Source organism: Streptococcus infantis (assembly GCF_047465035.1).
GTDB lineage: Bacteria > Bacillota > Bacilli > Lactobacillales > Streptococcaceae > Streptococcus > Streptococcus infantis_T.
Map to the genome: position 1 here is coordinate 19,069 of NZ_JASHAQ010000016.1, position 12,833 is coordinate 31,901.

The window sequence follows — 12,833 nt, forward strand, 5'->3', positions numbered from 1 at the left end:
CATATAGCGCCCAATGATCTATAATAGATTGCATAGGATTAGGTCAGGAAGCATACGATGCCCTGACCCTTTTTGTTTTATAGGAGATTAGTTTGAAGGAACATAAAACATTCAATCAACAATTAACGATTTTAAGAAATAGGGGAGTTGTGGTCCCAACGAATGGCAAACCAAAGAGATTTTTAGAACAAGAAAATTATTACAATGTTATAAACGGCTACAAAGATTTATTTTTAGTAAAGGATAGCAATAATCTCCCTGTTGAGCCTGAACTTTATCAAGAAGATACTCATTTTAACGAACTCAAAGCCCTATTTTTATTTGACAGGGAATTACGAATATTATTATTGAAATATTTATTGATATTCGAAAACTCAATAAAAACTACGATTGCATATGAATTTTCCAAAAAATATTCTCGGAAGAATGCTTATTTAGATATTGCAAATTTTGTCGATAATGACCCTAAAAAGGTTCTTCAACAAATCTCTATCTTAACAAAGACTATTCATGATAAGGTAGATAGGACAGGGGCTATTAAGCACTACATTGAAGAGCATGGAGAAGTCCCACTTTGGGTTTTGGTTAATTTTCTTACGATGGGAAACATTGCTAATTTTTACAATATTTTAACGGATAGCATGAAGAATATCATTGCAAAGTTTTATACAGACAAGTACAGAACACAAAATAAAGATCATACATTTAGACTTTCTAGTGCAGATTTAAGCGCTTGTTTGAAAGTGGTTAACTTAGTTAGAAATATCTGTGCACATGATGAACGACTGTATAATGTTAATTTAAGAAGTGTCAGAGTTTCCCAGATAGCAAATCATTTTGGGATTAGCAGATATGATAATAAACGTTTCATAGTGGTCATTCTATTTTTAAAAGTTGTACTTGATAAAAAAGATTTTCAAAGATTATATAAAGCTTTGATGCATTTATTTAAACAGTACGCTGATGAATTCAAAACAGTAGTATTTAACGACATTTTAAAGACTATGGGAATCGACTTAACTGAGTTGGAAAAATTAGCCTAATTTCATTTTAAAAGGAACACGTATGTCAGTTGAGATTAAAACAAAAAAGAAAATTGATCCTAAAATCTATGCTTACACTACACCGACTGTAACCAGTAATGAGGGCTGGATTAAGATTGGTTATACGGAGCGTGATGTAACGCAACGGATTAAAGAACAAACGCATACTGCTCATATAGATACAGATATCTTATGGACGGCTGCTGCAGCATATACGGAAGAACCTGATAAAGGAAAAACTTTTAAGGATCATGATTTCCACCATTTCCTTTCTTTCCATGATGTGGAGCGTCGTCCTAAGACGGAATGGTTTTACTTTAATGGAACTCCTGAAAAATCTAAAAATCTTTTTGATAAGTTTGTTCAGCATGATTTGTCAGGGTATCAGCCCGGCCAAGGACAGGACTATACTCTGCGACAAGAGCAAAAAGAAGCAGTTGCTAAAACGGTAGCTTATTTCAAGAATCACCCAGGAGGTAAGTTCCTCTGGAATGCCAAGCCACGTTTTGGTAAAACCTTATCTAGCTATGACCTAGCTCGTCGAATGGATGCTGTCAATGTCCTGATTGTAACAAACAGACCTGCCATTGCTAATTCGTGGTATGATGATTTCGAAACATTCATAGCAGGTCAAACGACTTACAAGTTTGTTTCAGAGTCAGATAGCCTTAAAAATCGTCCAACATTGTCACGAAAAGAATTTGTTGGCCTTTTAGATGATGATGTACGACAACTTGCTTTTATCAGTCTGCAAGACTTGAAAGGTTCTGCTTATCTAGGTGGAGAGCATAATAAACTCAAATGGGTAACTGACCTACATTGGGATTTGTTGGTCATCGATGAGGCTCATGAAGGAGTTGATACTTTTAAGACAGATCAAGCCTTTAACAAGATTCGTCGGAATTTTACTTTACATCTTTCTGGAACTCCATTTAAGGCACTAGCTAAGGGAGATTTTACAGAGGAGCAGATTTACAACTGGTCTTATGCGGATGAACAGTCTGCCAAATCTACCTGGTCTCCTGAACAAGAAGAGGAAAATCCTTATGAGAGCTTGCCTCAGTTAAATCTCTTTACCTATCAAATGTCTCAGATGATTGGCGAAGAGTTAGAAAAAGGTGCTCAACTAGATGGTGAAAATATCGATTATGCTTTTGACTTGAGTGAATTTTTCGCTACAGATGATAAAGGGAAATTTGTCCATGAACAAGATGTTATAAATTGGTTAGATACTCTGTCAAGCAATGAAAAATATCCATTTTCAACCAAGGAACTTCGGAACGAACTCAAGCATACTTTTTGGCTCTTAGAACGTGTAGCCTCAGCTAAGGCCTTAAAAGCACTACTAGAAGAACACCCCATCTATGAAAATTATGAGATTGTTCTAGCTGCTGGTGACGGACGTATGTCAGAGGAAGATGATAAGGTCAAACTCAAATCCTTAGACTTGGTTAGAAAAGCAATAGCAGAGAATGACAAAACCATTACCCTATCCGTCGGTCAGTTGACGACAGGTGTGACTATCCCTGAATGGACAGGCGTATTGATGTTATCAAACTTGAAATCACCCGCCCTTTATATGCAGGCTGCCTTTCGTGCTCAAAACCCATATTCATGGAGTGATAACAAAGGAAATCACTTCCGCAAAGAAAGAGCCTATGTATTTGACTTTGCGCCAGAAAGAACCTTGATACTTTTCGATGAGTTTGCCAATAACTTATCTCTTTCAACTGCTGGAGGTGGAGGAACTTCCGCAACTCGTGAAGAAAACATTAGAGAATTACTAAATTTCTTCCCTGTGATAGCAGAAGACCGTGCAGGTAAGATGGTTGAAATTGATGCCAAGGCGGTTCTAACCATACCTCGTCAGATAAAAGCTAGAGAAGTCCTCAAACGAGGCTTTATGTCCAATCTCTTATTTGATAATATCAGCGGCATTTTCCAAGCTAGTCAAACCGTTCTAGACATTTTAAATGAATTACCAGTTGAAAAGGAAGGAAAGTTACAAACACCTTCTGCACTACTAGACTTTTCAGATGTTACAGTCGATGATGAGGGCAATGCAGTAGTTGACCATGAAATTGTAGTTAATCAGCAAATGCGACTCTTTGGAGAAAAAGTCTATGGACTTGGTCAGTCAGTTACAGAAGTGATGGCCCAGAATGAGGAAAAATCTCATAGGAAGTTGGCTTCTGAGTTGAGTCAAACAGTTTCTCCAGTGATTGTAAAAGAATTGGAAGCAGGCTATGACCTTAAAACGAGGGAAAAAGAACAAATCAAGAAAGAAATTTCCAAAACATTTGAGAATGAAATTCGAAAAAATGAGATAGAACGTAAAATTTCTGAAGCTCATATCAAGGAAGAGTTGCAACAACAGCTCAAGGAAACAAATGATAAGGAACAGAAAGATAAGATTCAAGAAGATCTTGAAAAACGAATAGAAGAAAATAATCTCATTCACAAAGAAAAACTAGAACAAACACTCAAAAAAGAAGTGGAAAAAATGCCTGAGAAATTTATCGAACAAGTTGAGATAAAACGTGTGGAGCAGTTGAAACAATCAGCTCAGGATGAGATTCGTGATCACCTTCGAGGATTTGCAAGAACAATTCCTAGTTTTATTATGGCCTATGGTGATCTATCTCTAACACTTGATAATTTTGACACCTTTGTTCCTGAACATGTTTTTTATGAAGTAACAGGGATTACGATTGATCAATTTAGATATTTGAGAGATGGTGGGCAAGATTTTACAGGACATCTATTCGATCGAGCAACATTTGATGAAGCCATTCAAGAATTTCTTCGTAAGAAAGAGGAATTGGCAGATTATTTTAAAGATCAGAAAGAAGATATTTTTGACTATATTCCACCGCAGAAAACCAATCAGATTTTCACTCCTAAACGAGTGGTGAAGAGAATGGTGGATGATCTTGAAAAAGAAAACCCAGGAATCTTTGATGATCCATCTAAGACATTTATTGATTTGTACATAAAATCAGGCCTCTATATTGCAGAACTTGTTAAGCGCCTATATAATAGCGTAGGTATGCAAGAATCCTTTCCAAATCCTGAAGAACGCTTAAAACATATCCTTGAAAATCAAGTTTATGGATTTGCGCCTTCAGAAATTATCTACAACATTTCCACTAATTTTATCTTTGGAAATCTCTCCCAAGATATTAGTAGAAAGAACTTTGTTTTAGAAGATACCATTCCTGCTGCTAAAGAAGGAAGGATTCAGGAGCTGGTTGATTCCTATTTTGAAAATAATTAAAAAAGAAGGCATTGACCTTCTTTTTTATATCTTTTACAATCCTGCAAATTCTTTGATTTCTTGTGCTGACATTGAAGAGTCGCAACGGACATTGATTTGTCCATCCGCAATGTGAACAAAGCCTGGTACAGTTGGGATTCCGTAGCGTGAGCGGAATGCTTGCAACTCATTGAGTTGGCTTGGTTCTTCACTATTGATGAAGTAGATGTGAGCTTTAGTTTTAGCTACGACACCAGCCAATGTACCTACAAATTTACGGCAGTAAGGGCAAGTTTTGCGACCGATAAAGAAAGTTGCAGTTTCTTTTTTATCAAGAGCTTCTTGCGCACGCGCAACTGTAGTGACTTCAAGGTCTTTGATATTTTCTAAAAATTGTTCCATGAGATTACCTCGCTTTCATTGATATGTCTAGTATGCCATAAAGTTTCTAAAATTGCTTAGATTTGATACGAAAAAAAGATGAGATTGGTTGGTCTCATCTTTTATAGGACTTTATTTTACAAAGGCATTGATTTCTGCTTCGATGTTAGCAATCTTAGCTTGTGATTCTTCGTTGCTTTCACCAACAACTGCAATGTAGAACTTGATTTTTGGTTCTGTACCTGAAGGACGAACGGCAATCCATGAACCGTCAACAAGTGTATATTTCAAAACATCACTTGGAGGAGTTGTCAAGTTTGTAACAGTTCCGTCAGCAGCAGTAGCAGTTTGGGCTTTGAAGTCTTCAACGACAGTGATAGTTGTTGCATTCCATTCTTTTGGTGCATTGTTGCGGAATTTAGCCATAATCGCTTTGATTTGTTCAGCACCATCGACACCTGAAAGGGTAACAGAGATAGTCTTTTCTGCGTAGTAGCCGTACTCTTTGTAGATTTCTTCGATACCGTCAGCAAGTGTCAAACCACGTGAACGATAGTAGGCAGCAAGTTCAGCAACGACTAGAACGGCTTGGATTGCATCTTTATCACGTACGAATGGTTTAATCAAGTAACCGAAACTTTCTTCAAATCCCATCATGTAAGTGTGATTGTGTTTTTCTTCGAATTCTTGGATTTTTTCAGCGATAAATTTAAAACCTGTCAAAACGTTGAACATGGTTGCGCCGTAGCTTTCAGCAATCTTAGTTACCAAGTCAGTTGATACGATAGATTTACATAGGGCTGCATTTTCAGGAAGAGTTCCAGCGTTTTTGTGGGCTTCCAAGATGTATTTAGCCATGATAGCACCGATTTGGTTACCTGAAAGGTTGAGGTAGCTACCATCTTTTTGAAGAACTTCAACACCAACACGGTCAGCATCAGGGTCAGTTGCCACAAGAACATCTGCACCAACTTGACGACCAAGTTCTTCAGCAAGGGCAAAGGCTGCTTGGCTTTCTGGGTTTGGAGATTTTACAGTTGAGAAGTCTGGGTCAGCAGTTGCTTGCGCTTCAACGACTTGAACAGAGTCAAATCCAGCTTGGGCAAGAGCACGACGAGCCAACATTTCACCAGTACCATGAAGTGGTGTGTAGACAATCTTCATGTCTTTACCGAATTCTTCAATCAAGGCTGGGTTGATGTTTACGTCCTTAACCTCTTTAAGGTATTCTACGTCAACAGCTTCGCCGATAACTTCAATCAAGCCAGAAGCTTTTTCAGCTTCCACATCAGCAACTTCAACTGCAAATGGATTTTCGATTGCACGGATATAAGTAGTCAAAGCGTCCGCATCGTGTGGAGGCATTTGTCCACCGTCTTCACCGTAAACCTTGTAACCGTTAAATGGAGCAGGGTTGTGGCTGGCTGTGACCATAATTCCTGCGAAACAGTTGAGGTGACGAACTGCAAATGATAGTTCTGGAGTTGGACGAAGGCTTTCAAATACGTAAGATTTGATACCATGTTTGGCAAGAACTGCTGCAGATTCAAAGGCAAACTCAGGTGAGAAGTGACGGCTATCATAAGCGATGGCTACACCACGTTCTTTTTCATTTTCACCTTTTGACTCAATCAAACGAGCCAAACCTTCTGTTGCTTGACGAACAACGTAGATGTTAATGCGGTTAGTACCAGCACCAATCAGTCCACGCATACCTGCAGTACCAAATTCAAGATTTGTATAGAATGCGTCTTCCTTAGTTTTTTCGTCCATATTTTCCAAATCATGACGAAGATAGTCTGGAAGTTCTGCGAAATCAACCCATTTTTGGTAGTTTTCTTGGTAAGACATAGGAAATCTCCTTTAATATATAATCTAATCGCTTACATTATATCACGATTTGAAGTTTTAGTAAAACGTTAGCATAAGTTTCTGAAAAAGTTATGAAATATACCTAAACCACAAGTCTTGAACGGCTTACCGAAACATGCTATACTAACTGTATGATTATTTTACAAGCTAATAAAATTGAACGTTCTTTTGCAGGAGAGGTTCTTTTTGATAATATAAACCTACAAGTAGATGAAAGAGACCGTATTGCCCTCGTTGGAAAAAATGGTGCTGGGAAGTCTACTTTGCTCAAGATATTGGTTGGAGAAGAGGAGCCAACCACTGGTGAAATCAATAAGAAAAAAGATATTTCCCTCTCATATCTAGCACAGGATAGCCGTTTTGAGTCTGAGAACACCATTTACGATGAAATGCTACATGTATTTGATGACTTGCGTCGTACTGAAAGACAACTTCGCCAGATGGAGTTGGAGATGGGGGAAAAGACTGGAGCAGAACTAGATAAACTCATGTCTGACTATGATCGCCTATCAGAAAATTTTCGTCATGCTGGAGGATTTACCTATGAAGCCGATATTCGTGCTATCTTAAATGGCTTCAAGTTTGACGAGTCTATGTGGCAGATGAAAATTGCAGAGTTATCTGGTGGTCAAAATACTCGTCTAGCTCTTGCTAAAATGCTCCTTGAAAAGCCTAATCTCTTGGTCTTGGATGAGCCGACTAACCACCTAGATATTGAAACCATTGCCTGGTTAGAAAACTACCTTGTAAACTATAGCGGTGCCCTCATTATCGTCAGTCACGACCGCTATTTCCTCGATAAGGTTGCGACCATAACACTCGACTTAACAAAACATTCTTTGGACAGATATGTAGGAAACTACTCGAGCTTTGTGGAGCAGAAGGAGCAAAAACTCGCAACTGAAGCTAAGAACTATGAAAAACAACAGAAGGAAATTGCTGCCTTAGAAGACTTTGTTAACCGAAATCTTGTTCGAGCATCGACAACCAAACGTGCTCAATCTCGACGCAAGCAACTGGAGAAAATGGAGAGATTGGACAAGCCTGAAGCTGGCAAGAAATCAGCTAATATGACCTTCCATTCTGATAGAGTATCTGGTAATGTCGTTTTGACGGTGGAGAATGCTGCCATTGGCTATGATGGTGAAATCTTATCAGAACCCATTAACCTTGATCTTCGTAAGATGAACGCCATCGCCATTGTTGGTCCTAATGGTATTGGTAAGTCAACCTTTATTAAGTCTATTGTAGACCAAATTCCATTTATTAAGGGGGAGAAGCGTTTTGGTGCTAATGTTGAGGTTGGTTACTATGACCAGACGCAAAGTAAGTTAACTCCGAGCAATACAGTCTTAGACGAACTCTGGAATGATTTTAAATTGACGCCAGAAGTTGAAATCCGTAATCGCCTAGGTGCCTTCCTTTTCTCTGGTGACGATGTTAAGAAATCAGTTGGAATGCTTTCAGGTGGAGAGAAAGCTCGTTTGCTTCTAGCTAAACTTTCCATGGAAAACAATAACTTCTTGATCCTCGATGAGCCGACAAACCACTTAGACATCGATAGCAAGGAAGTCTTGGAAAATGCACTGATTGACTTTGATGGGACTCTTCTATTTGTCAGCCATGACCGTTACTTTATCAACCGAGTGGCCACTCATGTGTTGGAATTATCTGAGAATGGGTCAACACTTTATCTGGGTGATTATGACTATTATGTTGATAAAAAAGCAGAGCTAGCAGCTAGCCAAGCAGAAGAAGCAGCAGCTGTTAACGAAGAAAAAGAAGCTTCTCCAGTTAATGACTACCAAGCTCAAAAGGAAAGTCAAAAAGAACTTCGTAAATTGATGAGACAAATCGAAAGTCTTGAGACAGAAATCGAAGAGCTGGAAACTCAAGCCCAAGCAATCTCTGAACAAATGCATACCACCAATGATGCGGATGAACTCATGCAATTGCAAGCAGAACTGGATAAAATTAGCCATCGTCAGGAAGAAGCTATGCTGGAGTGGGAAGAATTGTCGGAGCAGGTGTAAGATGGAAAATCTTGGAAAAGTCTTTCGTGAATTTCGAATCAGTAAAAATTACTCTCTAAAAGAAGCTGCAGGAGAGGCCTGTTCGACCTCCCAATTATCCCGATTTGAATTGGGGGAGTCAGATCTGGCTGCATCTCGTTTCTTTGAAATATTAGATAATATTCATGTGACGATTGAGAATTTTATGGATAAGACTAGAAATTTTCAACATCATGCGCATGTGAGCTTGATGGCTCAGATTATTCCGCTTTACTACTCAAATGATATTGCAGGTTTTCAAAAGCTTCAAGAAGAACAACTTGAAAAGGCTAAGAGTTCAACAAATCCCCTCTATTTTGAGCTGAACTGGATTTTGTTACAAGGTCTGATTTGTCAAAGAGATGCTAGCTTCACTATGAAGCAAGCTGATCTGGATAAGGTGGCGGATTATCTTTTCCAAACAGATGAATGGACCATGTATGAGTTGATTCTCTTTGGCAATCTCTACAGCTTTTATGATGTGGACTATGTTGCTCGCCTTGGTAGAGAAGTGATGGAGAGGGAGGATTTCTACAAAGAAATTGGTCGCCATCGAAAACTGGTCTTGATTTTAGCTCTTAATTGTTACCAGCATTGTTTAGAACATCTTGCTTTTGAAAATGCCAGCTACTTTGAAGCTTATATAGAGAAGATCATAGGTAAGAGCATCAAACTCTATGAGCGTAATGTTTTCCACTTTCTTAAAGGATTTGCTCTTTATCAGAAGGGGCAAAAAGAAGAAGGTTGTAAACAAATGCAGGAAGCCATGCATATTTTTGATGTGCTAGGTCTTCCAGAGCAAGTAGCTTACTATCAGGAACATTACGATAAATTTGTAAAAGATTAATTTCCCAAATACGGGAAAAAATAAGAAACTCCTTCAAGTTTTGATACAATAGTTTCAAAATTTGAGAGGAGTTTTTATGAATCGATATGCAGTACAGTTGATTAGTCGTGGAGCTATTAACAAACTAGGAAATATGCTCTATGATTATGGGAATAGTGTTTGGTTGGCATCGATGGGAACGATTGGGCAAACCGTTCTAGGGATTTATCAGATTTCTGAACTCGTTACATCCATACTAGTCAATCCCTTTGGTGGAGTGATTTCAGACCGTTTTTCGCGTCGTAAGATTTTGATGACAACAGACTTGGTTTGTGGGATTCTCTGTCTGGTCATTTCTTTTATCAGAAATGATAGCTGGATGATTGGAGCTTTGATCTTTGCTAATATTGTCCAGGCCATTGCCTTTGCTTTTTCTCGGCCTGCCAATAAAGCTATTATCACAGAGGTGGTAGCAAAGGACGAGATAGTGACCTATAACTCGCGCTTGGAGTTAGTTTTGCAGGTTGTTGGTGTTAGTTCTCCTGTGCTTTCTTTCCTTGTTTTACAATTTGCAAGTCTTCATATGACGCTCTCACTAGATGCACTGACTTTTTTCATTGCTTTTGCTCTAGTGGCTTTACTTCCAAAAGAAGAACCAAAGGTTCAAGAGCAGAAGAGTTTCACCGGGAAAGATATTTTTGCGGACATCAAAGATGGCTTGCACTATATCTGGCATCAAAAAGAAATTTTCTTTCTCTTGTTAGTGGCTTCCAGTGTGAATTTCTTTTTTGCAGCTTTTGAGTTTTTGCTCCCTTTTTCAAATAAACTCTATGGTGTAGAAGGAGCCTATGCAACTATCTTAACCATGGGTGCAATTGGCTCAATCATCGGAGCATTGATTGCAAATAAATTTAAATCCAGTATGAATACACTTTTGTTCTTATTGATCCTCACAGGAGTAGGAGTTTTCATGATGGGCTTGCCACTGCCAAATTTTCTAACTTTTTCAGGAAACCTTGTTTGTGAACTATTTATGACGATTTTTAATATTCACTTCTTTACGCAGGTACAGACCAAGGTTGACGGAGACTATCTGGGGAGGGTATTGAGTACCATTTTTACACTGGCAATTCTCTTTATGCCGATTGCAAAAGGTGTGATGACATTTTTACCAAGTGTGCACTTAGCTTCCTTTTTGATTATCGGACTTGGAGTTATTTTTCTTTCGTTGGTATCGATAGTCTATATTCAAAGACAGAAGAAGGATTCGGGTGAGCAAAATCAAAATTGAAGATAAAATTAAGTAAATCTGCCCATTATAAAACGTATCGTATCAGTTCATTGAACTCTTGATATTATACGTTTTTTTAATTTTAAAGACTTTTTAACTATTTTTTACGATTTGTTAAACTTATCAAGGTAAAAAAATGCTACAAGACAGTAGCCATCCTGAAGTTTCTATCTTATTTTTAATACTAATTGAGTTATAAAAGGGCATGCTCAAATAACACCTCATCTGTATACAATAAAATGGACTAGGTAATCATTTTAGGGAATTGACCGATTACAATAGTATAGATCCGTGAATGCCATCTACTTCAGTCTTTTTTTCTGTTAATGTAGTATAATAAAAGGTGTAGGGATTCTATTTTTTAATAGGTTTTTCTAAGTTAAGATTAGTTATTTAAGGATTCAAAAGCTAGATCAGAGATGAGAAAGTTGACTGAATTTGAGAGCTTATGAAAAATTGTGGGGAAGTATTGACCAACTCGTTCGTTTTACGGATAAATCCTTTGATCTTGTCCTTTGCCATAATGTTTTAGAATATATAGATCCTAATGACCGAAAAGACTATCTTCTGGAGTTCAAAAGAATTTTAAAAGATGATGGCTTAATTTCAATTATCAAGCATAATCACGTTGGAAAAGTTTTACAAAGTGTTGTTTTTGCTAATGACATCAATCAAGCATTTAGCTTACTCAATGGTGAAAATTTTGAGAGCCTCTCATTTACAAGTGGTTCTACTTATACGATTGAGGAATTATTAGCTTTGTCTGGTCTTAAATTAGAAAACTATTTGGGGATTCGAACATTTTACAGTCTACAACCAAATGAATTTAAGAACAAAGAAAACTGGTTAGAAGAAATGACAAAGATTGAACTTGCAGTATGTAATTTAAAACCCTATAAAGATATTAGTTTTTTACAACATTTGTGGCTAAGAAAATAATAGAAGCATAGGTTTTGTTTTGAAGTAAAATAAAAACTGATGTATATGAAGAAAGAGTGAATGAGATGATTTCTTCAGTTTGTAACTTGATAAAATTTTTTCCACAAATTCTATTTTTCCAATTTTGATAGAAAAATTCTTAGACAGTTCATGATTGTATCTATTTTAGTTCAGTACTTTCAATTTTTGTTTTTAGAAATTTCATTATATAATAAAGTATATCAAAAAAAATATATTGATAGCCTAAAGATGTACATGGATATTGAGGAGAAAATAAATGCAAAAAATAATGTTGATTATCAATCCAACCTCTGGTGGAGAAAAAGCTTTAGATTATAAGGAAAAGTTAGAAAATAAGGCTAAAAAATTCTTCGAGCAAGTCGATACCAGAATTACACAAAAAGCGCAAGACGCCACAAACTTTGCAGAAGAAGCTTCTCGCGAGCGATATGATGCTGTTCTTGTTTTTGGTGGAGATGGGACTGTCAATGAAGTAATCTCTGGTATCGCTGAAAAAGACTACATTCCTAAACTTGCGATTATCCCAGGAGGAACTGGAAATCTCATTACGAAACTATTAGAAATCAATCAAGATATTGACGGGGCTATTGACGAACTTGATTTCAATTCTACAAATAAGATTGATATCGGAAAATCCAATGGGCACTATTTCGGCTACATTTTTAGTATTGGGTCACTACCAGAAGCCATTCATAACGTTGGAATTGAAGATAAAACAAAGTTTGGTATGCTAGCCTATGCGGTTAATACTGTAAAGTCTGTCGTGACAGATCAAGAATTTAATATTACTGTTGAGACAGAAAATGGAAACTATATTGGAGAAGCAAGTCATGTTTTAGTTCTTCTTACCAATTATTTCGCTGACAAAAAGATCTTTGATGAAGATAAGGACGGATATGCAAACGTTCTGATTCTTAAGGATGCATCAATTCTTTCTAAATTATCTGTAATCCCTGACTTATTAAAAGGGGATGTCGTTGAAAATGATCACATCGAGTACACAAAAGCTCGTCATATCAAAATCTCTTCAGACACTGAGTTAGAAACGGATGTTGATGGTGATAAATCTGCTGACCTACCAGTAGAAATTAAGGTGCTAGGTCAGCATATCCAAGTCTATTCTCAACCGAAAGCATAATCTTATTTACCTTTA

Annotated in this window: 9 protein-coding genes; 7 read left to right on the forward strand and 2 right to left on the reverse strand. The window is 37.3% G+C overall.

What is annotated here, in order from left to right:
* Positions 1 to 92 precede the first annotated feature (92 nt).
* Positions 93 to 1,043 (forward strand): Abi family protein, encoded by a 951-nt coding sequence (locus QM406_RS07630; RefSeq protein WP_248034296.1) that lies wholly within the window; start codon positions 93 to 95, stop codon positions 1,041 to 1,043.
* Between the two features lie 22 nt (positions 1,044 to 1,065).
* Positions 1,066 to 4,320: a DEAD/DEAH box helicase family protein gene (locus QM406_RS07635; RefSeq protein ID WP_248034295.1), complete on the forward strand. Its 3,255-nt coding sequence runs from the start codon at positions 1,066 to 1,068 to the stop codon at positions 4,318 to 4,320.
* A gap of 33 nt (positions 4,321 to 4,353) precedes the next feature.
* Here QM406_RS07635 and QM406_RS07640 read toward each other — a convergent pair whose 3' ends face one another.
* Complete coding sequence (locus QM406_RS07640) at positions 4,354 to 4,701, reverse strand: thioredoxin (protein ID WP_414273863.1); 348 nt, start codon at positions 4,699 to 4,701, stop codon at positions 4,354 to 4,356.
* Positions 4,702 to 4,812: 111 nt separating this feature from the next.
* A complete protein-coding gene (locus QM406_RS07645) occupies positions 4,813 to 6,531 on the reverse strand; it encodes a phospho-sugar mutase (protein ID WP_414273864.1) in 1,719 nt (572 codons plus the stop codon).
* Positions 6,532 to 6,683: 152 nt separating this feature from the next.
* Here QM406_RS07645 and QM406_RS07650 point away from each other — a divergent pair, with 152 nt between their 5' ends.
* The 5 genes from QM406_RS07650 (at position 6,684) to QM406_RS07670 (ending at position 12,818) form a co-directional block, all read left to right on the forward strand.
* Complete coding sequence (locus QM406_RS07650; RefSeq protein ID WP_414273865.1) at positions 6,684 to 8,585, forward strand: ABC-F family ATP-binding cassette domain-containing protein; 1,902 nt, start codon at positions 6,684 to 6,686, stop codon at positions 8,583 to 8,585.
* A gap of 1 nt (position 8,586) precedes the next feature.
* On the forward strand, positions 8,587 to 9,450 hold the full coding sequence (locus QM406_RS07655; RefSeq protein ID WP_414273866.1) for an XRE/MutR family transcriptional regulator: 864 nt from the start codon (positions 8,587 to 8,589) through the stop codon (positions 9,448 to 9,450).
* Between the two features lie 76 nt (positions 9,451 to 9,526).
* Entirely contained in the window at positions 9,527 to 10,720 is a 1,194-nt protein-coding gene (locus QM406_RS07660) for an MFS transporter (protein WP_414273867.1), read from the forward strand.
* 438 nt (positions 10,721 to 11,158) lie between these two features.
* Positions 11,159 to 11,659, forward strand: a complete 501-nt coding sequence (locus QM406_RS07665) for a class I SAM-dependent methyltransferase (protein WP_414273868.1) — start codon at positions 11,159 to 11,161, stop codon at positions 11,657 to 11,659.
* A 277-nt stretch (positions 11,660 to 11,936) separates the two neighbouring features.
* The gene (locus tag QM406_RS07670; protein WP_414273869.1) at positions 11,937 to 12,818 is read left to right on the forward strand and encodes a diacylglycerol/lipid kinase family protein; all 882 of its coding nucleotides are present in this window, start codon (positions 11,937 to 11,939) and stop codon (positions 12,816 to 12,818) included.
* Positions 12,819 to 12,833: the final 15 nt, after the last annotated feature.